20 protein-coding genes are annotated in these 25287 nt (G+C 50.6%); 16 read left to right on the top strand and 4 right to left on the bottom strand.

Annotated elements, in window-relative coordinates:
• Positions 1-157: 157 nt before the first annotated feature.
• Positions 158-4078 (bottom strand): NahK/ErcS family hybrid sensor histidine kinase/response regulator, encoded by a 3921-nt coding sequence (locus tag XMG59_RS03785; protein ID WP_173498242.1) that lies wholly within the window; start codon positions 4076-4078, stop codon positions 158-160.
• 281 nt (positions 4079-4359) lie between these two features.
• On the opposite strand from XMG59_RS03785, the gene XMG59_RS03780 reads away from it, so the two are divergent.
• The 16 genes from XMG59_RS03780 (at position 4360) to XMG59_RS03705 (ending at position 20368) form a co-directional block, all read left to right on the top strand.
• Positions 4360-4614, top strand: coding sequence for a DUF4212 domain-containing protein (locus tag XMG59_RS03780; protein WP_173482871.1), 255 nt, complete (start codon positions 4360-4362; stop codon positions 4612-4614).
• A 10-nt stretch (positions 4615-4624) separates the two neighbouring features.
• Positions 4625-6340, top strand: coding sequence for a sodium:solute symporter family protein (locus XMG59_RS03775; protein ID WP_173482870.1), 1716 nt, complete (start codon positions 4625-4627; stop codon positions 6338-6340).
• A gap of 244 nt (positions 6341-6584) precedes the next feature.
• Positions 6585-8411, top strand: a complete 1827-nt coding sequence (locus tag XMG59_RS03770) for a DUF294 nucleotidyltransferase-like domain-containing protein (RefSeq protein WP_173498241.1) — start codon at positions 6585-6587, stop codon at positions 8409-8411.
• 40 nt (positions 8412-8451) lie between these two features.
• Positions 8452-9072: a 3'-5' exonuclease gene (locus XMG59_RS03765; RefSeq protein ID WP_173480382.1), complete on the top strand. Its 621-nt coding sequence runs from the start codon at positions 8452-8454 to the stop codon at positions 9070-9072.
• A 79-nt stretch (positions 9073-9151) separates the two neighbouring features.
• Complete coding sequence (ccmA, locus tag XMG59_RS03760) at positions 9152-9802, top strand: cytochrome c biogenesis heme-transporting ATPase CcmA (protein WP_173498240.1); 651 nt, start codon at positions 9152-9154, stop codon at positions 9800-9802.
• Positions 9802-10482, top strand: coding sequence for a heme exporter protein CcmB (gene ccmB, locus XMG59_RS03755; RefSeq protein ID WP_173498239.1), 681 nt, complete (start codon positions 9802-9804; stop codon positions 10480-10482). Before ccmA ends, ccmB begins: the two co-directional genes overlap by 1 nt.
• Positions 10483-10487: 5 nt before the next feature.
• Positions 10488-11237 carry a heme ABC transporter permease CcmC gene (gene ccmC, locus XMG59_RS03750; protein WP_173480385.1) on the top strand — a complete coding sequence of 250 codons (750 nt, stop codon included), beginning with the start codon at positions 10488-10490 and terminating at the stop codon, positions 11235-11237.
• A 55-nt stretch (positions 11238-11292) separates the two neighbouring features.
• A complete protein-coding gene (gene ccmD, locus XMG59_RS03745) occupies positions 11293-11472 on the top strand; it encodes a heme exporter protein CcmD (RefSeq protein ID WP_173480386.1) in 180 nt (59 codons plus the stop codon).
• Positions 11469-11930: a cytochrome c maturation protein CcmE gene (ccmE, locus tag XMG59_RS03740; protein ID WP_173480387.1), complete on the top strand. Its 462-nt coding sequence runs from the start codon at positions 11469-11471 to the stop codon at positions 11928-11930. Before ccmD ends, ccmE begins: the two co-directional genes overlap by 4 nt.
• On the top strand, positions 11927-13888 hold the full coding sequence (locus tag XMG59_RS03735) for a heme lyase CcmF/NrfE family subunit (protein ID WP_173498238.1): 1962 nt from the start codon (positions 11927-11929) through the stop codon (positions 13886-13888). Before ccmE ends, XMG59_RS03735 begins: the two co-directional genes overlap by 4 nt.
• A gap of 9 nt (positions 13889-13897) precedes the next feature.
• Entirely contained in the window at positions 13898-14431 is a 534-nt protein-coding gene (locus tag XMG59_RS03730) for a DsbE family thiol:disulfide interchange protein (protein ID WP_173480389.1), read from the top strand.
• Positions 14428-14889, top strand: a complete 462-nt coding sequence (locus XMG59_RS03725) for a cytochrome c-type biogenesis protein (RefSeq protein WP_173480390.1) — start codon at positions 14428-14430, stop codon at positions 14887-14889. The genes XMG59_RS03730 and XMG59_RS03725 overlap by 4 nt, the downstream gene beginning before the upstream one ends.
• The gene (ccmI, locus tag XMG59_RS03720; RefSeq protein ID WP_173498237.1) at positions 14889-16136 is read left to right on the top strand and encodes a c-type cytochrome biogenesis protein CcmI; all 1248 of its coding nucleotides are present in this window, start codon (positions 14889-14891) and stop codon (positions 16134-16136) included. The genes XMG59_RS03725 and ccmI overlap by 1 nt, the downstream gene beginning before the upstream one ends.
• 46 nt (positions 16137-16182) lie before the next feature.
• Entirely contained in the window at positions 16183-17778 is a 1596-nt protein-coding gene (zipA, locus tag XMG59_RS03715) for a cell division protein ZipA (RefSeq protein WP_173498236.1), read from the top strand.
• Positions 17779-17789: 11 nt separating this feature from the next.
• Positions 17790-20117, top strand: a complete 2328-nt coding sequence (gene ligA / locus XMG59_RS03710; protein WP_173498235.1) for an NAD-dependent DNA ligase LigA — start codon at positions 17790-17792, stop codon at positions 20115-20117.
• The gene (locus tag XMG59_RS03705; protein WP_371731417.1) at positions 20117-20368 is read left to right on the top strand and encodes a YheU family protein; all 252 of its coding nucleotides are present in this window, start codon (positions 20117-20119) and stop codon (positions 20366-20368) included. Before ligA ends, XMG59_RS03705 begins: the two co-directional genes overlap by 1 nt.
• Positions 20369-20413: 45 nt before the next feature.
• On the opposite strand, the gene mnmC is transcribed toward XMG59_RS03705, so the two are convergent.
• Genes mnmC through pgi form a run of 3 tightly spaced genes read right to left on the bottom strand, consistent with a single transcriptional unit; the run spans position 20414 to position 25278 of the window.
• Positions 20414-22381, bottom strand: a complete 1968-nt coding sequence (gene mnmC / locus XMG59_RS03700) for a bifunctional tRNA (5-methylaminomethyl-2-thiouridine)(34)-methyltransferase MnmD/FAD-dependent 5-carboxymethylaminomethyl-2-thiouridine(34) oxidoreductase MnmC (protein ID WP_173483864.1) — start codon at positions 22379-22381, stop codon at positions 20414-20416.
• A gap of 15 nt (positions 22382-22396) precedes the next feature.
• Positions 22397-23662, bottom strand: coding sequence for a UDP-glucose/GDP-mannose dehydrogenase family protein (locus tag XMG59_RS03695; RefSeq protein ID WP_173480395.1), 1266 nt, complete (start codon positions 23660-23662; stop codon positions 22397-22399).
• On the bottom strand, positions 23659-25278 hold the full coding sequence (gene pgi / locus XMG59_RS03690) for a glucose-6-phosphate isomerase (protein WP_173498234.1): 1620 nt from the start codon (positions 25276-25278) through the stop codon (positions 23659-23661). The genes XMG59_RS03695 and pgi overlap by 4 nt, the downstream gene beginning before the upstream one ends.
• Positions 25279-25287: the final 9 nt, after the last annotated feature.

Here is a 25287-nt window from a genome sequence, read left to right as displayed (position 1 = left end):
GCTGAAGTGTCACCGGGTCAGACCGGAGGTCAGACCCAGGTTTACTGTGTCAGGCTGAAGGGCAGACACCGCCACCAAAAAATCGCGGCCTTTTTAAGACCGCTCCAACAACAAGTTTAAGACCGCTCCAACAACAAGTTTAAGACCGCTCCAACAGCTACTTCGAGACGTTTTTGCTGATTAGTTGGCGTAGCGCGGCTGGTTTGACAGGTTTGTTCAGCAGTATTGCGCCATGCTCGGTTATTTCAGCTTTAACCTCGTCGGTTCGGTCGGCGGTGATGATGATGGCCGGCACGTCGCCGAGTCCCAGTTCAGCTAGCTCTTTCAATGCCATGATGCCGGTATCGGTCTCGCCAAGGTGGTAATCGACCAGCATGATGTCCGGTCTGAATGAACCATCGCTACAGGTTTCAACAGCCGCTTGAATGGAGAGGGCGGTTCGTACTTCACAGCTCCAGCCGGTCAGTAGTGCGGTCATCCCCTCTAGGATCTTCGGTTCGTTATCGATCACCAATACGTTGACGCCGTTTAGGCCTTTCGAGCGGATCCAGCCACGCTGTTGTGGTTTCTGCTTCACAGCAAGTGCAGGGTCGCCCAGCGGAACATCAACACTGAAGACCGTGCCTTTGGTCGGCCAGGATCGAACATTCAGCTTATGTTTCAGCATCTTGGCGATACGTTCTGTAATCGCCAAGCCTAATCCGAGACCCTGTACCTCTGAGTGGCGTGGGTTGTCGATGCGACGAAACTCTTCAAAGACTTCAGAGATCTTATCCTCTGCAATGCCGACACCGGTATCCCATACTTCAATGCGGATAAACTTGCTGTGGTGGCGAACACCCAGCAGTACTCGGCCCGAGTTGGTGTAGCGGATCGCATTTGAGATGAAGTTCTGCAGAATACGACGCAGTAGTGTTTGATCTGAATGCACCACCGCTTTGCAGTCGATACTCTTGAATTTCAGCCCTTTCTTCTCCGCCATAGCGGTGAATTCAGTATCCAGGTTCGAGAAGACGTTTTGGACAGAGAAGTGAGTCATGTTGGGCTCTAGCGCACCGGCATCCAGCTTGGAGATGTCCAGTATGGCAGTAATGAGCTCTTCCGCTGATCGCAGAGCACCATCCAAGTTATCAACCAACTGTGCGGTCTCGTTCTGGTGACTCTGTTGAGCCAGCGCCGATGTGAAGAGACGAGCCGCATTCAGTGGTTGCAGCAGGTCGTGGCTGGCCGCAGCCAAGAATCGTGTTTTACCTAAGTTGGCCGCTTCAGCATCCGATTTGGCCTGGCGTAGTTCATCTTCCATTAGCGCACGGACGGTGTTCTCTTTGCGCAGCTCTTTGTTAATTAGGGATACCGCTTGGGTGCGCTCTTCAACACGTTTCTCAAGGTTTTCATTAGTCTCTTGCAGAGCGATCTCGGCATTACGGCGCTCTGTGATATCTTGGTAAAGTGTGAAGTAACCCAAGATGTCCCCGTACTCGCCAATGTGCGGAATCATCGTTAACTCAGCAAAGCGCAGTGAATCGTCTTGGGTCGGTAAGCGAGCTTCAAATTTGACACGTTCACCCTGCAATACACGTCTCACGAACGGCTGGCGCAACTCATACTGATCTTTAGGCATGATGGTATGACTAGGTGTGCCGGCAATGGTATGTCGGTTAATGCCAACGCCATCAGCAAACGCTTTGTTGACGAATAGGTAGTTCTGCTCCGGATCGAGATAGCTGATCATGACCGGCACGTTGTCGGTATAGACGCGGATGTTCTGCTCACTCTCACGCAGTGCGTCTTCGACACGCTTGTGCTCGGTAATATCCATGTAGGTGTTGACGTAACCGCCATCGGGCATCGGGTTACCGCGTACCTCTAACACTTGGCCGTTCGGGCGATAACGTTCAAACCCGTGCGGTTTGCCAGAACGCAGCAGCTGCATGCGCTGTTCAACCTGTTCATCGATGGAGTTTCCAGAGAATCCATACTCACCATGAACCGCGTTGAAACGGATAATCTCCTCGATGGGGCGGCCGACGCTAATTAGCTCTTCTGGGTAGTCGAACATGTCGATGAACTTTTGGTTCCATGCAACCAGACGATACTTCTGATCGACTACGCTGATGCCCAGAGAGACGTTCTCAATGGTCGACTGTAGCAGCGATTTGTTGAAACGCAGTGCCTGTGATGCCTCATCAACAATCGCAACGACATCGCCAATCTGCATATCTTTACCGCGCAGTGTCGAGTCCATGACGATTCGAGCTGAAGACGCACCGATCACACCGGCCAGTAAGCGTTCGATGTATTGAATCAGTTCGTTATCCGCTTTGACACCCGCTGGCAATGGCTCTTCATCGCGACTGCTCCAATACTCGTTCATCGCCTCTTGTGTGCGGCGAATGCCCAAGAAACGCTCGGCAAGCATCTGCAGGTCGCTGATGGTGACGGGTGTCGTCTGACGGCCTGGCTCTGTTGTTTCATCGCGTCGGCTATCGACATATGCACTGGCCTGAATACGATCCACCAAGCGGGCGCGCGTTAGGTTGGATACTAGGTAGTAGGCCAGAATGTTAATGCCCAGAGACCAGATGACACCATGAGTCAGTGGGTTAATTCCTTGAATTCCAAATAGGGAGGTTGGTTGTAACCAAGTTGGAATGACACCGTCACGTATCAGTGTATCAGGAACTAAATTGGCGACTTCGAATACAGGGTAGACTAGCGTATAGCACCAGAGTGCAAAGCCGCTTACTAAGCCAGCAATGGCACCGCTTCGGTTGCCCTCTTTCCAGTACAACGCACCGATGATACTGGGTAAGAATTGAATCGCTGCGACAAAGGCGAGTAGACCAAAGGAGGCGAGGGAACCCTGGTCCCCCAAAATTCGGTAGTAGAAGTAGCCCATCAACAGAAGCATGAAGATGGTGATACGGCGCACACTTAACAGTAGTCGGCCAAGATCTTTGCTCTCTGCAATGCGAAGACTCGGAATGCGCAGCAGAATAGGAATGACTATGTCGTTACAGACCATGGTAGCCAGAGTAATAGAGGCCACGATAACCATACTGGTCGCCGCTGATAGGCCACCGATAAAGGCAAAGGTTGCCAGTCCAGGATAGCCCTGGCTTAACGGTAAGGTCAGTACCCAAGAGTCCGGGTTAAGCGCGAAGGTTGGCAGTGAGATAGCACCGGCCGACGCGATGGGCAGAACAAATAGCGCTAGCAGGAATAGGTAAGTGGGGAAGAGCCAGCGGGCGATTCTAAGGTTGTTGTGTTTGATGTTCTCGACAATGGTCACGTGGAACTGGCGTGGTAGACAGATGATCGCCCCACAGGCCAACAGAATTTCAGTTAAGAAACTCCCCGCAAACAGTGAACCTGAAAAGTTTATCGAGTGCAGTTGCGATTGAACGCTGGCAACGGTCTGCTCTACACCACCATAGAATTCAAAGGTGACAAAGAAACCGACCGCAAGGAAGGCGGTCAATTTGATGACCGACTCAAACGCAACGGCTAATACCAAACCCTGATGGTGCTCAGTGGCATCGATATGGCGAGTACCAAACAGAATCGCGAATAGGGCCATTGTTAGTGCTACTACAAGGGCGGTATCACTACCTTTGCTCAGTGCCTCGGTCGCAGCAGGCGCAATCGCGTTGTAACTCACTGCAACCGCTTTTAGCTGAAGTGCGATGTAGGGAATGGTTCCCAACACCGCTATGACTGTAACCAGAACGGCGATGGTTTGACTTTTGCCGTAACGTGACGAGATAAAGTCGGAGATAGTAGTAATGTTCTGCTGTTTACTGACACGACTGATCTTTTCGATGACCTGCCAGCCCAAAATGAAGACAATGACCGGCCCTATATAGGTCGCCAAAAACTCCCAACCAGTGGTATGAGCTCGTCCGACGGCACCATAGAAGGTCCAAGATGAACAGTAAACCGCTAAGGAGAGAGAATAGATGATCGGGTTGCCTGCCCAGCTCTTTCCGGCACGACTTCGATCGCCTAAGTAAGCGATCGCAAACAGAAGGCCAAGGTAGCCTAAAGCGATGAGGGTGACGGATAGACCTGACAGCATGGTGTAATTCCTAACAACAGTTGCCTAGCATTCTAACGATTTGTGCCGTTTCGACCAAAAGTTTCAGTTTAATGCTTAAAAACAGTGTATTTGATGTATTTTTAGTTATAAAGGTATATCTAAAAGTTTTAAAAAATCATTAAAATCAGCCACTTACTTAAGTCTCTGCGACTAAAGTTGCTCTCCTTTTAGGGAGGTGGCTTAGGTATGATGATCATCAACTGTGGTAATCACAGCCTTTTTGTTTATAACAACAACTTGTAAAGGGATAGGTTATGTCAATGACCAAAGAAAATGCGCAGGCATACTGGGGTGAGAACCTTCGCATTATTATCACCTACATGGCGATCTGGTTCGTCGTATCGTTTGGATGCGGTGTGCTATTCGTCGATGCTCTTGATCAAATCCAATTCTTCGGTTTCCCGCTAGGATTCTGGTTTGCTCAACAGGGTTCAATCTTTGTATTCGTCGCGTTGATCTGGGCTTACGTGTCTAGCATGAACAAACTTGACGAAAAATATGACGTTCACGAGTAAGGAGTAAATCATGAGTCTTGACGCGTTAACGTTTCTATTTGTAGGTGGCTCTTTCGCCCTTTACATTGGTATTGCGATCTGGGCACGTGCCGGATCAACTAAAGAGTTCTACGTTGCAGGCGGTGGTGTACCACCAGTTGCAAACGGTATGGCGACTGCTGCGGACTGGATGTCAGCTGCATCGTTCATCTCACTAGCGGGTATCGTATCGTTCATCGGTCGTGATGCTTCTGCCTACCTAATGGGTTGGACAGGTGGTTACGTACTACTAGCGATGCTACTTGCACCTTACCTACGTAAGTTTGGTAAGTTCACAGTGCCTGACTTCATCGGTGATCGTTACTACAGCAACACTGCTCGTACGATTGCGGTTATCTGTACCATCATCATCTCGTTCACATACGTAGCTGGCCAGATGCGCGGCGTTGGTATCGTATTCTCACGTTACCTACACGTAGACATCAATACTGGTGTAATCATCGGTATGGCGATCGTATTCTTCTACGCTGTACTAGGCGGTATGAAGGGTATTACTTACACTCAGGTTGCTCAGTACTGTGTATTGATTCTTGCATTCATGGTTCCTGCGATCTTCCTATCAGTTCAGGTAACTGGTCACTTCCTTCCACAGACTGCACTAGGTGCAACTCTGGAGAGCGGTCAGTCAGTACTTGCGACTCTGGATGCATTGTCTGTTGAGCTAGGTTTTGCTCAGTACACTGCAGGTTCTAAAACTACGGTTGACCTATTCTTCATGACGGCTGCACTAATGTGTGGTACTGCAGGTCTTCCTCACGTAATCGTTCGCTTCTTCACTGTACCTCGCGTAAAAGATGCGCGTATCTCAGCTGGTTGGGCGCTTATCTTCATCGCTATCCTTTACACATCTGTACCAGGTGTTGCAGGCTTCGGTCGCGTAAACCTAATCCAGACTGTGAACGGTACTGCTGAAACTGCGGCTTCTGGCGTTGCTAACACTGGTGTTAAATACGAAGACATCCCTGAGTGGTTCGCTCGTTGGGAAAACACTGGTCTTATCAAGTGGGAAGACAAAAACAACGATGGCGTTGTTTTCTACAGCAAAACAGATGCAAACGAGCTAACAGTTAACCGTGACATCATGGTACTTGCTAACCCAGAGATCGCTCAGCTTCCAGCTTGGGTAATCGCTCTAGTGGCAGCAGGTGCGGTCGCAGCGGCACTATCAACAGCAGCGGGTCTACTGTTGGTAATCTCGACATCGATCTCGCACGACTTGATGAAGAAAACCATCAATCCGAACATCACCGACAAGCAGGAGCTTCTATACGCACGTGGTGCGGCAGTAGTTGCCATTCTTGTAGCCGGTTACTTCGGTGTTAACCCTCCAGGCTTCGTAGCACAGGTAGTTGCATTGGCATTCGGTCTAGCAGCATGTTCTGTGTTCCCTGCGATCCTAATGGGTATCTTCAGCAAGCGCATGAACACTCAAGGTGCAGTCGCTGGTATGGTCGTTGGTATCGTATCGACTATGGCTTACATCGTGTACTTCAAGTTCATGGGCGGCACTAAAGACGAAATGTGGTTCGGTATCTCTCCAGAGGGCTTCGGTACTGTGGGTATGATCTTGAACTTCGTAGTGGCTAAAGTTGTCTCTTCTATGACAGCTGAACCACCTGCTGAAATCCAGCAGATCGTTGAAGACATCCGTATCCCACGTGGTGCGGGCGCAGCTCAGTCTCACTAAGAGCTAGCTGACAATGAGAAAGGCGTCCTTCGGGGCGCCTTTTTTAATTGCCGATGGTGGCTTTGTATAGATGTCGGGGTTTGTCGCTGCGCGCCAATTCCCTCCTACAACCTAACTTTGTAGGAACGAATTTAGTGAAACTAAAACCGTGACGCTTTTCAGAAAAAGTTGATTTGAGTTTCTGCAATTTTTTCTAAAACGCGCAATACTCAAACGATTATTCGACGATCTAAGTGAGGGTCCAATGCCTGATTCTTTTAAGATGGGGAATCTCCCTTTTAGCCTGCTGACTGAGTCCGAACAGGAGTTCTTGCGCTCCAATCTTGATATCGGCTACTACCAATCTGGTGAGGTGATCATTAAAGCGGGTGAGCAGTCAGAAGGTGTCTATGTGGTCTTTCGAGGTCGCGTAGCAGAGAGTGAGCCTCAGGATGAAGATGATGAGATGCTACACGTCTTCATGCACTATGAGAATGAGGACTACTTTGGTGGTTGGTCCGCGATGCATGGTTCTGCCATTCATAACTTCACAGCCGAAGAGGAGACAATCTGTCATATCTTCTCGACCGATATTCTGCTTGAACTGATCGACTCGAACCCCGGTTTTGCCGACTATTTCCAACAAAATCTAGCCGCGAAATCAGAAATCGTTGCGCAGCAGGGCGAAGGCCAGGATATGGCTGAGTTTATGCTGGCGACGATAGAGGAAGCGGTGGTTCGTGACCCTCTGATCGTTAATGAAGGGACTAGCATTAAAGAGTCGACTCAACTGATGCGCGAGACTAAGTCGGATTCGGTCTTAGTTCGTCGTGGTAGTCGTATTGGTATGGTGACTGGTACCGATATTCTCAATGCTATTGTTCTCAATGATGGTTCAGTCGATGAGGATGTTGCGACCATCGCGACCTATCGATTGATCACCTGTAAGCCGGATGACTTCTTATTTAACGCTTTGGTCATTATGACGCAGCAACAGATCGAGCGTGTGGTTGTCATGGAGGGCGATACCCTGGTTGGCGTGGTGCAACTGACGGACGTGCTCTCCTACTTCTCTAGTCACTCGCACGTGATTGGTCTGCGCCTTGAGCGAGCCAGTACGATAGAGGATCTCAGAGAGGCAGCAACAGGGTTGAACAACCTCATCAAAGCGCTGATCTCTACCGGTGTTCGTATTCGTTTTACTATGGATCTTCTTGCGGCGATGAATAAACGGATCATCGCTAAGCTGTTTGATCTGGTGGTGCCGGCCGATATGCAGCCTCACGTCTGCTTGATTGTGATGGGGTCTGAAGGTCGCGGTGAGCAGATCATGAAGACGGATCAAGACAACGCGTTGATCTTTCGTAATGGCCTTAACTGGGCTGAAAAGCGACAGACCATGCAGCGCTTTAGTGAGACGTTGATCTCGTTTGGCTTCCCGCCTTGTCCGGGCAATATCATGGTCTCTAACCCTGAGTGGATCAATTCAGTCGATGACTGGACCCAGAAACTGCAGGACTGGTCGATGAGCAGCGATCCGGAGGACCAGATGCGACTGGCGATAGCGGTGGATGCCAAGCCGGTCGCGGGTAACGTAGCACTGTTTAAAGTGGCTCGAAACTGGTTCCTGCGTACTATGCGTAACAATGATCTGTTCTTCTCGCATTTTGCTAAAGCGGCGGTTGAGTTTGATACACCGTTAACCTTCTTTGGCAATTTAAAAGAGCGTGGTGAGTTAGATATCAAGAAGGGCGGAATTTTTCCTATTGTTCATGGCGTAAGAACCTTCGCGCTTGAGCAGAGAATCCTTGCTACCAATACCTTTGAGCGTTTAGAGGCCCTGGTCGATGCAGGGGTAATGCAAGAGAGTGTCTCTAAAGATATCTCAGAAGCACTAGGTCTGTTTGTGAACATTCGTCTGCGTCAGCAGATCCGTCGTGCAGAGCAGGCAGAGGATGGTATTGACCCAACGCCTAATATCATTGAGTTGCAACAATTGAATAAAATGGATAGAGAGTTGTTAAGGGATGCTCTGTTAGTCGTGAAAAGCTTTAAGAAATCACTAACGTCCCGATTCCATCTGTCGAGCTAAGCTGAATAGTGCTTCTGAACCAAAAGGATATTGGTTAAACATGATATTGCCTCGTGCTATACGCAAATTTAAAGACAAACGTGCGGTTAAAGATCCGCGTTGGGTCTCTCTTTTTGATCAGTATGAGGGTGATGAGGTTGTCTCGTTAGATTGTGAGACAACCAGTCTTGATGTCAGCGAGGCATCAATACTGTCGATTGGCGCCGTCAAAATCAAAGGTAAGCGCGTAAAGACCAGTGATCGTCTTGATATTAAATTGAAACCACCGGCTGATTTGACGGCTGAATCGATCAAAATCCATAAAATCCGCGCAGCCGATCTGGCCGACGGTGTCTCCATTGAGGAGGCGCTGGAGCAGGTGTTGGAGTTTGTCGGTAATCGCCCCATCCTCGGCTACTACGTCAACTACGATATTCGCATGCTCGATAAGTTCTTGCGTCCTGCGTTTGGCTTTGGTCTTCCTAATAAGGCGATCGAGCTGTCGCACGTCTATCACGACATCATTAAGTGGCGTCACGTTGGGGGTGATGTCGACCTGCGGTTCGACACTATTGCTGACAAACTGAATATGCCTATGATTCAACGTCATACGGCGTTAGGTGACGCAATCTCCGTAGCGTTGATGTATGTCCGTCTCAAGCACGGCGATACTCCGCTTTAACTGCTATCTCTACCTGACTACAGATGGTAATAAGGTTATAATTTCGCGAATTGTAATTTGCTAACCTTTTGGAGTCTTTGTGGCGCAGGCGCTTTTAACAGCCCAATCCCTATTTTGTGAGCGCGATGATCGTATTCTGTTCGATCAGCTACAGCTGACTGTCTCCGAAGGTGAAATCTGGCAGGTCGAAGGACGCAATGGCTCCGGTAAAACGACGCTACTGAGTATTTTGTGTGGCCTCAGCTCACACTATGAAGGTGAGCTCTATTGGCGTGGTGAGCCAATGGATGAGGTGCGAGAGCAATTCCTATCAGAACTTCTATACATAGGTCACCAAGCCGGTGTCAGTGCCATGCTGACGGCAGAGGAGAATCTGCATTGGCAGTGTGCATTACACCCCTCGCTGGATGCTAGTCGAGCGCAACAAGCACTTGAAAGTGTTGGTTTGAAAGGGTTTGAAGATGTTCCTGCGCATCAGCTGTCCGCCGGTCAGAGGCGTCGTATCGCACTGGCAAAACTCTATATGAGCAGAGCGAAACTCTGGATACTCGATGAGCCGTTTACAGCAATCGATAAAATTGGTGTGGCAGCGAAAGAGGCGTTAATGGTTGAGCACATTCAAGCGGGTGGCAGTGTCATTATGACTACGCACCAGGATCTTAGTGCAGAGATTCCTCTGCATACCATCAATGTTGAACACTTCGCCTCGTCTCAACGGGAGTGGTCATAATGAGTTCCACTCTACAGCTGTTTAAGCAGACTTTTAAGCGTGATCTTACGCTCGCGTTTCGTCGCAAAAGCGAACTGGTGAATCCGCTGATCTTCTTTTTAATTGTCGCGTCACTCTTTCCAATCGGAGTTAGCCCTGATCCGAATTTTCTCTCTCAGTTAGCCCCCGGTCTGGTCTGGGTAGCGGCTCTGTTGGCGACACTGTTGTCGATGGAGACCCTGTTTAAATCGGACTACGAAGATGGCTCGTTAGAGCAGTTGCTGCTATCACCTCAGCCAGTCTTTTTAGTGGTGCTATCCAAAGTGTTGGCTCACTGGTTACTATCAGGTTTGGCGCTAACCCTAGTGGCACCTCTTTTGGGTGTAATGTTGTTCTTGCCTTCGGAGGGGATGCCCGGGTTGATGCTCAGTCTGTTGTTGGGCACTCCAACGCTGTCACTGATCGGTGCGATCGGTGCAGCACTGACGGTGGGTCTGCGTCGTGGTGGCGTGTTGATCTCTCTGTTGGTTTTGCCCTTGTATATTCCGGTGCTCATTTTTGGCTCTAGCGCCGTACAAGCAGCAGTAACAGGTTTGCCCCTAGATGGTTATCTGGCGCTGTTGGGGGCTATGTTGGCATTAGCATTGGCATTGGCGCCTATTGCAGCCGGTGCGGCATTACGAATTTCAGTGAGTGGATAAAAGTTATGGCTAGTAGTTGGTTACCTCGTTGGTTCTATCAGTTGGCATCACCTCGTTGGTGTTACTCGATCACCGGTAAATTGATTCCCTGGTTTGCGGCCATTGGTGGTCTTTTGTTTGTTATTGGTCTGGTGTGGGGGCTAGCGTTTGCGCCATCGGATTATCAGCAGGGCAATAGCTTCCGCATTATCTATCTGCATGTACCGACGGCGATTCTGGCGCAGAGCTTCTATATGTTGATGGCGATTGCCGGTGCAATTGGCCTGATCTGGAAGATGAAAGTGGCCGATATGGTAGCCAAATCTGTGGCGCCACTGGGAGCTGCGCTCGCTGTGTTAGCTCTGGCAACCGGTGCTATTTGGGGTAAGCCTACCTGGGGCTCTTGGTGGGTTTGGGATGCGCGTTTAACCTCAATGTTAGTGCTTCTATTCCTCTACTTGGGGGTGATGGCGCTCAACTCGGCTATTGAGAGTGAAACCACAGCCGCTAAGTCGACGGCGGTATTGGCGTTAGTGGGTCTGGTTAACATTCCGATCATTAAATACTCGGTGGAGTGGTGGAACACACTGCATCAGCCAGCCACTTTTAAAATCACAGAGAAACCGGCCATGCCCGCTGAGATGTGGATGCCACTTCTGGTGATGGTGATCGCTCTCTACCTAGTGTTTGGGCTAGCGATGATGTTGCGTCTTCGTAATGAGATTTTAACTCGCGAACGCCGTGCAGGCTGGGTAAAAGAGCTTCTTGGTAGTTAAGGTTTGCGTCAGAAAATGACACTACCTTACAGCCAACTCAAATTTTAGGTGAACTATGGCGTTTGAAACCTTTGCAGATTTTTTAAATATGGGCGGTCATGGCCTGTATGTCTGGTTAAGTTATGGGCTGGGTCTGCTGACCATCGCACTCTGCCTTTATCTGCCCATTATTCAAGGCCGCGAGACTCGTCGTTCGCTTCGCCGCCGCATTCAACGTGAAAGTGTTAAGTCATGAATCCAAAACGTAAAAAGCGATTAATCATTGTTCTTATGATTGTATTTGGCGCCAGTGCCGCGATCGGTCTGACGATGTATGCACTGAGTCAAAACATTAACCTATTCTACTCTCCGACTCAGATTGCCAAGGGTGAAGCCCCTGCAGACACCCGTATTCGTGCCGGCGGCATGGTCGTTGAAGGCAGTGTGAAACGCGATCCAAACTCGTTGCGTGTTACCTTTGAGGTGACCGACTACGAGAACAAGGTTGCCATTGAGTACAGCGGTATTCTTCCTGATCTGTTCCGTGAAGGGCAGGGCATTGTTGCGCAGGGTAAACTTGACGCCTCTGGCACACTGCAAGCCGTTGAAGTTCTTGCGAAGCATGACGAAAACTACATGCCGCCTGAAGTGGCAGAAGCGTTAGAGAAGAGCGGTAAGATGCCGATGCCTTCAAAAGAGGAGTTCAACAAGTGATTGCCGAACTGGGAACCTACTCTCTAATCTTAGCTATGTTTTTAAGCATTCTGCTGTCGGTTGTTCCGATGGTAGGTGCTCAGCGTTCGAGCCTGTTGTTAGTCAGCTACGCTCGCCCGCTGACGATCGGTGTAACTTTTTTTGTTGGTCTGGCCTTTGCTTTTCTGGTCTACGCCTTCTTAACCAACGACTTCAGTGTTGAGTACGTTGCCAATAACTCTAATACGGCCCTACCTTGGTACTACCGTGTCAGTGCAGTATGGGGTGGTCATGAGGGGTCTCTTCTACTTTGGGTACTGACCCTTGCTGGCTGGACGTTAGCCGTTGCTCTGAAGAGTAAAGCGTTGCCGTTGGACATTATTGGTCGCGTTTTAGGTGTGTTAGGCATCATTACGACCGGTTTTCTGTCGTTCGTCATCTTTACCTCAAGCCCGTTCGAGCGTCTTTTACCTCGTTCTCCGGCACAGGGTGCAGACCTTAACCCACTGCTTCAAGATTTTGGTTTGATTGTTCACCCTCCAATGCTCTACATGGGCTATGTTGGCTTCTCAGTTGCGTTTGCCTTTGCTATTGCGGCCCTGTTGAGCGGACGTATGGATGCCGCTTGGGCACGCTGGTCACGTCCATGGACGAACGTTGCTTGGGCATTCCTGACGCTGGGTATTGCACTAGGCAGTTGGTGGGCCTACTACGAACTTGGTTGGGGCGGCTGGTGGTTCTGGGATCCAGTCGAAAACGCGTCATTGATGCCGTGGCTAGTTGGCACTGCATTGATTCACAGCCTGGCAGTCACTGAAAAACGTGGCGTCTTTAAAAGCTGGACGCTACTGCTTGCGATCTTTGCCTTCTCGTTAAGTCTGTTAGGAACCTTCTTAGTTCGTTCCGGCGTTCTGACCTCGGTGCATGCCTTTGCATCGGATCCAGCACGTGGTTTCTACATTCTGGTCATGCTTGCGGTTGCCATTGGGGGATCGCTTCTACTGTACGGTATTCGTGCCGCTCAGGTGAAGAGTGACTCTAGCTTTACCTTGGTCTCGCGTGAAACCCTGCTGTTGGTCAACAACGTTCTACTGACAGTCATCGCATTCACAGTGCTACTAGGCACCCTCTATCCTCTGCTTATTGATGCACTGGGTATGGGTAAAATGTCGGTTGGACCTCCCTACTTCAATGCTTTGACGGTTCCTTTAGGCGCTCTGCTGATGGTTGCTCTGGGTGTCGGTGCGCTGGTGCGTTGGCGTCAAACCGATGCGACGCAACTGTTTAAACGTCTGATCGGTCCTTTAGTGCTTGCTGTCGTCTTTGGCGTCGCAACCATGATGATTCGTGGTGGCGAGGGTTGGGATCACTGGACATATGTGGGCATTATTCTGGCCTACTGGATCGTATTCTGTGCTCTTGTCGATCTATACGATCGTGCTGGTAAGCGTTCAGGTTCACTCTTTGCCTCACTGAAAAAACTGCCTCGTGCTTACTGGGGTATGCATTTGGCACATTTGGGAATGGCTGTTCTTGCGGTGGGTATCGCGATGGTCTCTGCGTTTACTGAACATCGTGATATGCGTATGGCGCCCGGTGATCGCCAAGAGGTTGGGCAGTATGTGTTTGAATTTAAAGGTATCGAGCACGTTGAAGGACCTAACTACACCTCTGACAAGGGTGTCATCAACGTCTACCAGGATGGTCAGCTCTACGAAGTCATGACACCCGAGAAGCGTCTCTACACCGCCCGTGGCAACGTGATGACCGAAGCGTCGATTGATGCGGGTCTATTTAGAGATCTCTATGTGGCACTGGGTGAGCCTCTAGAGGGCGGGGCTTGGGCGATTCGTCTCCAGTTTAAACCCTATGTTCGCTGGCTCTGGTTGGGCGGTCTGTTGATGACCTTTGGTGGTTTCCTCGCGGCGATGGATAAGCGTTACCGTAAGATGTCGCAGCGCGATGCGAAATTGGCTTAAGGAGTCGTCATGAAGAAACTGTTTCTATTTGCTCCGCTGGCGCTCTTTATCGGTTTAGGCTTCTTTCTTTGGAAGGGCCTATATCTAGATCCTCGCGAACTGCCCTCAGCACTGTTGAACAAGCCGATGCCTGAGTTTGAATTGACCTCTGTTACTGATCCAAGCCGCAAGCTGACGGTGGATGATTTTAAAGGCGACATCGCACTGGTCAATGTCTGGGCTACTTGGTGTCCCACCTGTAAAGAGGAGCACGCCTTCCTTAATCAGTTGGCCAGCCAGGGTGTCACCATTTATGGCATCAACTATAAAGACGATTTAACCAAAGCGAATGATTGGTTACGTCGCTATCTAGACCCTTACAAAGAGGTTGTTTTTGACCCCCAAGGTCGTCTCGGATTGGATCTAGGGGTCTACGGTGCTCCAGAGACCTACGTGATCGATCAGCAGGGTGTTATTCGTTACCGTCATGTTGGTGCGGTGGATGCAACAGTTTGGCAGGATCTCTCGTCCGTCATTGAGACGATCAAGGGTGAAGCTTCATGATTCGCGCACTGTTTCTGTTGGTTCTATTGTCGAGCTCCAGCTTCGCAGCCATTGATACCCACAACTTCAAATCAGTGGAAGATGAGAAGCGTTTTCATGCTTTAGCGGCTGAACTGCGTTGCCCTAAGTGTCAAAACCAGAATATTGCCGATTCGGACTCCCCCATCGCAAAAGACCTACGCACCGAGGTGTTTCGCATGATCGATGAGGGGGCTGAAGATGAGTCGATTATCGATTTTATGGTGACTCGCTACGGGGAATTTGTTCTCTACCGCCCCAAAATGAACAGTCAGACTTGGTTGCTATGGAATGGGCCGTTTTTAGTATTGGGCTTTGGTGTGTTAGTGATTTTAGCGGTTGTATGGCAGCGCCGTTCGCGTCGAAAAGTGAGCGAGGCAGCGCTAAGCTCTGATGATCAGGCACGTCTCGATGCGCTTTTAAAACAGGATAAAGAGTAATGTTGTATTTGTGGTTGGGTATTGCGCTGTTATCGGTCGTAGCAATTCTGTTTGTTATCTACCCGGTTTGGAAACAGTTCAAAGATAAAGTCGATACGGTCGTTACCTCTGACCCGCAACGCGATAACGTCGAAGTCTTTAAAGATCGTCTTCAGGAGTTGGAGCAAGAGGTCGCATCGGGATCATTGTCACAAGAGGACTTTGCCGTTCTTAAAACAGAGCTTGAAAAGAACTTGCTGATTGATGCCAGCACGGAGAGTCGTTCGCTCAGTTCCGAATCGATCTCAACTAAACAGTTTATGGCTGCCTCTTTTATCGCGTTAGTGGTGGTGGTTGCTTCATTAGGGCTTTACGCCAAAGTCGGTAGTGCACCAGCGCTAGAAGTGGCACTGAACATGTCTGAAGATCCATTTGATGGTCGTCAGCCCACGCTGCAAGAAGCGATTGATCAGCTGCGTAAAGAGCTGGAGCTACAACCCGCAAACCCAGAAGGTTGGTATCTGTTAGCCAGCACGCTGATGGGCCAACAAGATTATCAGGGTGCGTTAGAGGCTTATCAAAATACCTTAGCCTACCTCACGCCTCAGGATGTTCAGTACGCGACAGTGATGGGGCAGTTGGCTCAGTCTATGTTCTTCGTTGCCGGTGGCATGACGCCTGAAGTTCGTGACCAAGTTGATAAAACGCTAGCGGCGGAACCGTTCGAAATCACAGCACTAGGCATTTTGGGAATCGATGCCTTTGAGCGTAAGGCCTATCGCGATGCGATTGGCTTCTGGTCAACAGCGCTAATCAATGCCGATGGTGTTTCTGCTCAGTCGTTACAGAATGGCGTTGAGCGTGCTCGAAATGAGTTAATCGCCTTGGGTGAAGATGTCAGCGATATCGAAATGCCTGCGATGGCGGCTATACCCGTAAAAGTTTCAGTGGCTGCTGAACTGCTCGCTAATGTACCAGCAGAGACGCCAGTCTTCATTGTTGCGCGTCCTTTAGAGGGTGGTATGCCACTGGCAGGTGTGCGTTTAACGGCGGCCGATTTGCCGGTTGAGTTGGTGTTAAGTGATGCCAATGCGATGACACCTCAAGCCCGTCTATCGGGTTATGAGACCGTTTCAGTCAGCGCCCGAATCAGCCTCAGTGGTGATGTGACTCCACAGCCAGGCGATATGATTGCGGAAATCACTGATATACCTACAAAAGGTTTGTCTCAACCACTAGAAATAGTGGTCTCTGAAGTTGTAAAGTAGGGGTTTACAAAAAGCATAAATTTCAGTGGTTCAAGGATAGCGTTTAATGGAGTTAAGAGATTGGTTGATGGCGGCAGGTGCCGTGCTGATTCTGCTTATCCTTGTCGATGGATGGCGACGTATCAGCGGTGGCTCCAATCGAATCCGCATGAAGATCGATCCCTCCTCTGAATCGACTGACACTGATGAAATTGCCGATAAACATAATCCTGAACTGCCTAACGGGGGTGCTCGAGTAAAGCGCAAAGTTGAGCGCCCCGATATCGATGCCTTAATGGCAGCCGAAGCTCAGCAAGCCAGTCAAACTGAAGACCCACTTGATAGTCTAACGGCGCAGCCTGAACAATCCTCTGTTGAAGCTGAGCCAGTGATTGATGACCCTCTCGCTGATCTTCGAGTCGATGATCTTGAGCCCGATCCATTTGATAGCCTATCGGATGAAGGTATCGTATCGGCTCCTCGCAAAACCAATCTTAAGCCCAGTGAGCCGACGCTCTCTATTGACAGCCCTGAGTCTGAGAACAGCCCTGAGCTTGAGAGCAGTCCTGAGCCTGTAAGTAGCCTTGAGCTTGAGAACAGTCCTGAGCCTGAAGATAGCACTGAGCCTGAAGAAACGCTTGAGCAACCCATCGAAGAAGCCGTTCTAGAAGAGTCTGTCCAAGAAGAGGCAATCCAAGAGGAAGCCGTTCAGGAAGAGCCCGCAGCACCTGAAGTTGAAATTGCTGACGAGTCACCTGAAGAGGCGCTTGAACAAGAGATTACAGTCGAACAGACTGCAGAGCCAGAGCCAGAGCCAGAGCCAGAGCCAGAGCCAGAGCCAGAGCCTGAACCCGTTGCAGAACAACCTGTCGGTCACGTCGATGACCTATTTGGTCTAGATCTAGATCGCCCAATTCATGAGTTGGTCGATGCGGGCGCCAAAAAAGAGAAGCCAGTTCGTAAACGCAAATCACCTGTCAAAAAGCCCGAACCAGAGACCAGTGAGTTCGATCAGCTTCTTGAGCCTAATGTAGATGCCGTTGATGAACCGCTTGAGGATATTGAATCACTGGTGAGCTCGCTGCCAGAGATCGAAGAGCCTGAGCTGAACGACCAGAGTGATGCTATGCAGGACTCCGAGACTCAAGAGGCTGCAGTCGCCGCTGCATCTCCATCGACCGGACGACAGTTCCGTGAACTTGATCTCAGTGATCCAGAAACCCGCTTAGTTGTCTTTGTCGTTGCACCTAAGGGTGGCTCGCTATCGGGTGCTCATATTCAAACCGTGGTTGAACGCTGTGGTATGGAGTTTGGTCAGATGGATCTTTTCCATCGTTACGAAGACAACAGTGATCACTCACCGATTCAATTTACCATGAGTGATGTGGGTGAACCTGGCTCATTCAACATAGAGACCTTGGCTGAACATGAGACGCCTGCGGTCACCTTCTTTATGTCGATGACCGAACCACGTGATCCTTCCTACGCGGTTGATTGCATGTTGGCCACGGCGGAGACGTTGGCTAAGGCACTGGGCGGTGAGATGCTCGACAGTGATCGTTCAGTGATGCGCCCACAAACTCAAGAGCACTATCGTGAGTTGGTGAAGGCCTACAAGCTTCGTTCACGCGCTAAGAGCCGTCGTACTCGCAAATCCAAATAAGTCCAAACCTTATGTCGATTGAACAACAGATTCTGGAGCTCAGAGAGCAGCTCCAACAGCACGCCTATCGCTATTATGTACTCGATGATCCCTCGGTCACGGATGCTGAGTATGACCATCTCTATCGCCAGCTTGAATCACTCGAAGCAGACCACCCTGAGTTAGTCACCGCGGATTCGCCAACACAACGTGTCGGCGCTAAACCCGAGGGTGGCTTCGCCGAGGTGGTGCACGAGATCCCTATGCTGAGTCTGAGCAACCAGTTCAATCGTGATGAGGTTCATGCATTCTACCGTCGTGCTCAAGAGGGGTTGGAGAGTGATGCCTCTCTGGCGATTACGCTTGAACCAAAACTGGATGGTCTGGCCGTCAGCGTCCTCTATGAGAACGGCATGTTGGTTCGAGCAGCGACCCGTGGAGATGGCTCTACCGGTGAGGATATCACCAGCAACGTACGCACCATTCAAAGTGTCCCTCTGAAATTGATGGGAGCGGGTTGGCCAGAGCGTATTGAAGTGCGTGGCGAGGTCTATATGCCGCGGGCTGGGTTTGAAGCGCTCAATCAACAGGCGCGTGAGACGGGTCAAAAGAGCTTTGTGAATCCGCGTAATGCTGCAGCAGGCAGCCTGCGTCAGCTCGACCCATCGATTACCGCCAGTCGTCCTTTGACCTTCTGCTGTTATGGAACGGGCGTTGGTTCCGATGAGCTGCCTGATAGTTACTATGAGACCTTGCAGTTAATTAATAGCTGGGGCCTCAAGATCAGTGATCAAATCGCTCGTGTTGAGGGCGCGGATGCCTGTTTCGACTACATCGAGGCTCTGGGTGCTAAACGTGACGCTCTCCCTTATGACATAGATGGCGTGGTATTGAAGTGCGATTCGCGAGAGGTGCAAGAGACCCTAGGTTTCCGCTCACGTGATCCTCGCTGGGCTACGGCGTTTAAGTACCCTGCCCAAGAGGAGGTGACACAGCTTCTCGATGTTGATTTCCAAGTTGGCCGTACAGGTGCTGTGACCCCTGTTGCTCGTTTAGAACCCGTATTCGTCGGTGGAGTCACGGTCAGTAATGCCACCCTACACAACATGGACGAGATCGCGCGACTGGATGCGAAAGTAGGGGATTGGGTTGTTATTCGCCGTGCAGGTGATGTTATTCCTCAGATTGTCAAAGTAGCTACCGATCGTCGCACCGGAGATGAGAAGCCGATTGCTATCCCTTCTGCTTGTCCTGTGTGTGGCTCTGAGGTAGAGCGTGTGCAACTCGTTAAGCGCAGCAAAGGACAGGAGCAGAGAGTCGAAGGTTCGGTCTACCGTTGTGTTGGGCGCCTCAGTTGCAGTGCCCAGTTAAAGCAGGCGTTGATCCACTTCGTCTCTCGTAAAGCGCTCGATATTGATGGTCTGGGCGACAAGGCGATTGAACAACTGGTGGATCGTGAGCTGGTTAAATCACCTGCGGATCTGTTTAGACTGACCAAAGATCAGGTGTTAACCCTAGAGGGATATGCTGAGCTGTCAGCGCAAAACCTGATCGATGCGGTCGGTCAGTCTAAAACCATCTCTCTAGCTCGCTTTATCTATGCCCTCGGTATTCCTGAAGTAGGGGAAGAGACGGCTCGAACTTTAGCGCTAAGTTTGGGGACGCTTGAACGAATTCGTCAGGCGCAGTCTCGTACGTTGACCCTTCTTCCAGATATTGGTCTGGAAGTAGCCCATGAGATTACCCACTTTATGGCGGAGGAACATAACCAGAAGGTTCTGGATGATCTCCTGTCGTTAGGCATTCAACTGGAAGAGCAGGAGCAGATTGCCGCCAAGCTGCAGGCCAGTGTCAGCTTTGCTGAGCTGATTGAGGGGTCTAACATTAAAGGTGTAGCAGCGACCGGTGCTAAGGCTTTGGCAGCCCATTTTGAAACAGTCGAAGCGCTTTTGGCTGCAGATGAAGATGCGCTTAAAGCTGTGCCTAAATTGAGTAGTCGTGCGGCAGCTGGCGTCCTAGAAGCGATCCAAGATGAGACTTGGTGCCAACAGTTGCAGCGTTTTGAAACGCAGCTGATTGAGTTCGGTATGCATTGGTACTCTGAGAGAAGGGTCAGCGACGCCAGTGCGCCATTAGAAGGGCAGACTTGGGTGCTTACTGGTACGCTTGAAACTATGGGACGCAGTGAAGCGAAAGCGCTTCTTCAAGAGATGGGTGCGAAGGTCTCTGGCAGTGTCTCGTCCAAAACGGATGCGGTGGTCGCAGGACCCGGTGCTGGGTCCAAATTGGCCAAAGCAGAGCAGTTGGGCATCCGCGTGCTAGATGAAAATGAATTTAACCAGTTGTTAGGAAGAGTGTAGTGATTGTTCCAGCGAATATGCTTTCGGATGATGCCCTACGTGGCATGATCGAAGAGTTTGTTACCCGTGATGGGACAGACTACGGTGAACAGGAAGTGAGTCTTGAAGAGCGTGTCGAAGAGGTGAGAGAGCAGATCCTTACCGGTAAAGCGCTGATCATGTTCGACAGTAAAACCGAGACCACAACCATTATCCCTGCTGAAGATCTTGCCAAGATTCAGCAGCAGAACGCAGAGCAAGCCTCAGAATAAGCGATTAGCTGATTAAACCTGGCTCAAGCTTACTAGCGGTTCGCATTAGCCTTTTGAATGAGCCGCTCTAATCAGATCGCGGATCGCAAATCGCTGTGGCGATAAGATATCCACCAACTCCTGCTCTAAGGGGTAGGGCTGGTGGGTGATTTGCGCGGCAATGATCTCCGCTGCGATAGGGCAGGTGATCAACCCTTTAGAGCCATGCCCCACACTGACATAGAGCCCCTCAAGCCAAGGCGCTGTGTCATTGAACTCTGTACTGGCATCGACACTTAAGCGCTGGTACTGCTCAACCAATTTCTCTGTATCACACAAAGCCCCGACCATCGGCAGGTAGTCGCGAGTCCCTGCTCGCTGCGATGCTCGTCCAGAGAGTTCTCTGTTTTGCACCGATTCAGACAGCTCAGGCAGCGCCCGTTCAAGAAGATCTAAGTTGTGTTGGTGCTCTGCCTGTTTCAGATCCTGACTAGTGTCATTCACCTTAAATGAGGCGCCAAAACAGTACTGTCCATTCAGAGCCGGTGAAATGTACCCCTCACCGCACACCACGGTTTTTAAGTTCGGTGTCTCTTCGGATGAGCACCAGCTGGTCTGGCCACGAATAGGCTTCAGATCAAGCTTCGCTAACCCTGTTAGTAGCTCTGTCTCATACGCACTGCAGATAACCACCTGTGAATAGGCTTCACCGTTGATTAGCCATTGGCTGCCGTCACGCTCAAGGGTTTCAATGGGGCAGTTAAAGTGGCTGCGAATATTGTCATGTTTGAGTAGATAGTCGACCAGTTTAGGAGGCGATGCCCAACCCGCGTCTGGAAAATAGAGTGCTGAATGTTCTGTGACGGTACCTGCCAGTTCAGACGCCTCTTCTGCAGATACCCGTTTAACCAGCGATTCAGGGTAGTTGTTTGCTTCGATCAACTTCTGCTGCAGTTTTTGATCTTTTTCACTGACAGCGAGCTGTAACACCCCACACAGATCGGCGTGCTGTTGGTCATCAAGGTTTAATGCCTTGAGTTGATTGACGGTGAACTGCAGGCCGTTGGCGTGGACGCGGGATGCCGCAGTCGGCACCGCCGGTAACTTGGCATAGAGCGCCCCTTGTGGGTTACCGGAGCCGCCCGTTGCGGGTTTCGGTGCTCGCTCATAGAGATCAACCTCTATGCCCCGCTCAGCTAATGCGTGAGCAACGCTAGCACCGGCAAGCCCAGCCCCGATGACAGCGCAGTTTTTGCCTCTCTCTTGAGCAGTCGGGCGAGCTAACCATGGCTTAGTCTGCGACTGTGAATCTCTGGCCTGAATAAATTGGCCGTGAATCATCTCTCGCTTTCGGCCGAATCCAGGAATCTTTTTGATCTCAAAACCCACCGATTGCAGGCCTCGTTTAACGATGCCGGCAGAAGTAAAAGTCGCAAAACTGGTGTTCTCACTGCTCAATCTGGCCAGCTGTTTAAACAGACCTTCGTGCCACATCTCAGGGTTTTTTGACGGAGCGAACCCATCTAAGAACCATGCATCCACTCTGGCGTCGATCTGCGACAGTTGTTGGGCTGCATCGCCGAATAGGAGCCATAACTGAATTCGCCCGTTGTCGAAGCTTAATTGGTGAAACCCAGGTAGAGCAGCAGGCCATAGCCTCACCAGTTGATCAACGCCCTCTGCGAACGGCTCTTTTGCACCAATGGGTGTCAATGCGCGCTTAAGATCAGCGAGGCGCATTGGGTACTTTTCACAACTGATGAAGTGCAGTGTTTGCTGCGGTTTAGCCGTCGTTAAAAAATGGTGACGAGCTACTAGGAAATTAAGTCCGGTACCAAATCCGGTTTCACCAATGGTGAACATTGGCTTGTCGAGTGATGCTAGTCTCTCTGGAAGCTGATTGGATTGAATGAACACATGCTCAGTCTCGGCGATACCATCTTCAACACTGAAGTAGATATCACCAAACTGAGTCGACTCGGGTTGTTCGTCACGCCAGTTCAGCTGGGCGTGTTCAATCTTTTTATCGGTCACAGCAACCTTTTGAAATTAGGCGTTGGTTAAACAGCTGCGTCCCATACAGTAGTAGGTTATGCCTGCTGATTGGACGCGGTTTGGATCATACAGATTGCGCCCATCAATGATAAGAGGATTCTCCAACTGGGAGGCGATGCGATTGAAGTCGGGTGATGCGTACTCTGGCCAGGCCGTCAGTACCAACAGCGCATCGGCGCCCTCACAGGCGTCGTAGTTATGCGTCATCAGTTGTATCTGCTGGTTGCCTGGATAGCGCGCGGCTAGTGTCTGTAGCGCTTCAGGATCATGGATCTGTAGTTTAGCCCCCTGCGCCAACAGTGCATCGATGACGCGCAGTGCGGGTGAGGTCTCAACGTCGGCCACACCTGGCTTGAATGCAACTCCCCAGATAGCAAAGGTCTTGTTACTTAGGTCACACTGATAGTGTTGCCACAGGGTTCTAAATGGCCACTCTTTATTGACCTCATTCTGCTGCAGTAGGGTGTCGACAAAGACAGAGCCCTTCTGTTCACTGAGCAGTGTTGATAGTCCTTCTAGATATTGGGTGAACTGCTGACCACCAAATCCAGAGCCTGGTTGCAGGTAGTGGCTACCGATACGCACATCGGTCGTCATGCCACGGCGAATCGCATCAATATCGATACCCAGTTGATCGCACAGTCCCGCCATCTCGTTGATGTAGCCTAGACGGAGCGCCAAGATACCGGTGATCGCATACTTAACGAACTCGGCCTCACGGCGTGTCATGCGTTGAATGGCTCTCTGCCCTAGGTGGAAGGGGCGTAACAGGCTTAGCAGTAGATCTGTTGCTACCTCGTGCTCACTGCCGATCAGTAGAGCCTGAGGGTTGGCAAACTGCTGCATCGCTTGGCCTGCTTGCAATACATCGGGGAAGTAGACGACGTACTGCCCTTTGCTCTCATCCAGCATCGACTGCAGCTCATCGCTGGCGCCAACCCCAAAGTTACTCTGGTTAATCAGAAGCAGAGGTTTGTCAGATTCGGCTAAACGCTCGACCAGCGTTTTCGCTTCATCGAAAGCGCTCGACTCCATGGCTATCCAGTGAACATCGGACTCTAGGGCTTTATGAGGGTCGATAATCAGACGCTGATTAAACTCGGCTGCTTGGATGCTGGTAAGAAGTCCTGGCTCAGATCGCAGGTGGCTCTCAATGGGTTCGTTATCGGCGACCGCGTGGTAGATGTCATTACCATAGGCAGCCAATTGCGCACGGGCAATCCATGCGCTGAGTTCGTGTCCCCAAACGCTGATCTTCATTGTCCATTACCTCGCAAATTTTGAATCTCATTCAGAAGTCCCTCGGTAGCCGGGTCGTACTGATGGTCGGCACTTTGGTTGAGTGCAGTAATTAGATCGTTCGCCACTTTTTTACCCAGCTCAACACCCCACTGGTCAAATGGGTTGATGCCCCAGATAACTGCTTGGACGTAGACCTTGTGTTCATAGAGGGCAATCAGGCTGCCTAAGTTGTAAGGCGTTAGCTCATCCAGCATCAGAACCGTGCTGGGCTGGTTGCCGAAGTAGCGTTGCCAGGCTGGACGCTCAACACCATCGGTCAGCGCTGCATCGCCTAGCGCAAGCACTCGAGCTTGAGCTAAACAGTTGGCCAGCGCCAGTTGGTGCTGCTCTTGCAGTGAGCTCTCACGATCGACGTAGCGGCGTGCAGGGACAATAAAGTCACACATCACACGCTCAGTACCCTGGTGAAGAAGCTGGTAAAACGCATGCTGTGCATTCGGGCCAATTTCACCCCAAAGAATCGGACAGGTACGCTGTGCAATCGAGTTTCCATCAATGCCAACACTCTTGCCGTTACTCTCCATCTCCAACTGCTCTAGATAAGCGGGAAGATGGGCTAATCGACCGTCATACGGCAAGATCGCATGGGCATGAATGTCCTGGAAGTTGATGTTCCAGATACCGATCAGCGCCAGAAGAACCGGAAGGTTATAGGCAAACTCCGCCTCTTCGAAATGTTTGTCCATGCTGTGTGCACCAGCCAGCAGATCACGGAAGCCCTGCATCCCTATGCTGATAGCAATCGGTAGGCCGATCGCGGACCAGAGAGAGTAGCGCCCGCCGGTCCACTCCCAAAACTCCAGCAGTGTCTCTTCAGAAAGGCCCCACGCGATGGCTTTTTCGGGAGCGGCAGTGACGCCAATAAAGTGCTGTTTGATCAGTAGCTCGCGATTTAAACCGCTACGCTCTTGTAGCCAATCCACCGCAGTTGCCGCGTTAGCTAGCGTATCAATGGTGCCAAAGGATTTAGACGACAGAACAAATAGAGTGGTTTCAGAATCCAGCTCGAGCAAAAGATTCGAGAGCTGACTGCCATCCATAGAGGAGACAAAGTGCAAACCGATGTTCAATGACGCTTCTGGTCGGAACTGGTGGGTCGCTTCACACACCATCAACGGCCCAAGATCAGAGCCCCCGACACCGATGTTGACAACGTCGGTGATCGGTTTCCCCGTGTAGCCACGCCACTGCCCCTGATGAATCTGGTTAACAAACTGCTCCATGCGATCCAAAGTTTTGTGAACATCACTGACAACATCTTGGTCATCGACTTGGAGCTGTGCACTTTTAGGTAGACGAAGGGCAGAGTGAAGCGCCGCTCTATCTTCCGTATTGTTGACGTGTTCACCTTGTAACAGCGCTTTGATGGCTGACGGAAGCTGCTTCTCGTTGGCCAGTGCAAGTAGCTCACTCATCACCTGAGCATCGATTCGCTGACGACTGAGGTCCATCAACATCCCTTCATGTCGGAACGACAGTGTTTCAAAGCGTTGATCGGTATCGATCAATTCACGAAGATGCTGTGCACTCAGACGTGCAGCTGATTGTTCCAGTTTCGACCAAGCTTGAGTCATATCGACCTC

The sequence above is a fragment of the Marinobacterium sp. xm-g-59 genome (assembly GCF_013283315.1).
In the GTDB taxonomy this organism is placed as follows: Bacteria; Pseudomonadota; Gammaproteobacteria; order Pseudomonadales; family Balneatricaceae; genus Marinobacterium_E.
The sequence above is the reverse complement of the archived record's forward strand: the minus strand, read 5'-3'. Positions and strand labels throughout refer to the sequence as shown.

Excerpts from the sequence above, each read along its gene's own strand:
- pgi (WP_173498234.1), bottom strand. The coding sequence starts at position 25,278 with ATGACTCAAGCTTGGTCGAAACTGGAACAATCAGCTGCACGTCTGAGT.
- XMG59_RS03765 (WP_173480382.1), top strand. The coding sequence starts at position 8,452 with ATGATATTGCCTCGTGCTATACGCAAATTTAAAGACAAACGTGCGGTT.
- XMG59_RS03730 (WP_173480389.1), top strand. The coding sequence starts at position 13,898 with ATGAAGAAACTGTTTCTATTTGCTCCGCTGGCGCTCTTTATCGGTTTA.
- XMG59_RS03780 (WP_173482871.1), top strand. The coding sequence starts at position 4,360 with ATGACCAAAGAAAATGCGCAGGCATACTGGGGTGAGAACCTTCGCATT.
- XMG59_RS03695 (WP_173480395.1), bottom strand. The coding sequence starts at position 23,662 with ATGAAGATCAGCGTTTGGGGACACGAACTCAGCGCATGGATTGCCCGT.
- XMG59_RS03785 (WP_173498242.1), bottom strand. The coding sequence starts at position 4,078 with ATGCTGTCAGGTCTATCCGTCACCCTCATCGCTTTAGGCTACCTTGGC.
- ccmE (WP_173480387.1), top strand. The coding sequence starts at position 11,469 with ATGAATCCAAAACGTAAAAAGCGATTAATCATTGTTCTTATGATTGTA.
- XMG59_RS03770 (WP_173498241.1), top strand. The coding sequence starts at position 6,585 with ATGCCTGATTCTTTTAAGATGGGGAATCTCCCTTTTAGCCTGCTGACT.
- XMG59_RS03775 (WP_173482870.1), top strand. The coding sequence starts at position 4,625 with ATGAGTCTTGACGCGTTAACGTTTCTATTTGTAGGTGGCTCTTTCGCC.
- ccmC (WP_173480385.1), top strand. The coding sequence starts at position 10,488 with ATGGCTAGTAGTTGGTTACCTCGTTGGTTCTATCAGTTGGCATCACCT.
- ccmB (WP_173498239.1), top strand. The coding sequence starts at position 9,802 with ATGAGTTCCACTCTACAGCTGTTTAAGCAGACTTTTAAGCGTGATCTT.
- XMG59_RS03725 (WP_173480390.1), top strand. The coding sequence starts at position 14,428 with ATGATTCGCGCACTGTTTCTGTTGGTTCTATTGTCGAGCTCCAGCTTC.
- ligA (WP_173498235.1), top strand. The coding sequence starts at position 17,790 with ATGTCGATTGAACAACAGATTCTGGAGCTCAGAGAGCAGCTCCAACAG.
- ccmI (WP_173498237.1), top strand. The coding sequence starts at position 14,889 with ATGTTGTATTTGTGGTTGGGTATTGCGCTGTTATCGGTCGTAGCAATT.
- ccmD (WP_173480386.1), top strand. The coding sequence starts at position 11,293 with ATGGCGTTTGAAACCTTTGCAGATTTTTTAAATATGGGCGGTCATGGC.
- zipA (WP_173498236.1), top strand. The coding sequence starts at position 16,183 with ATGGAGTTAAGAGATTGGTTGATGGCGGCAGGTGCCGTGCTGATTCTG.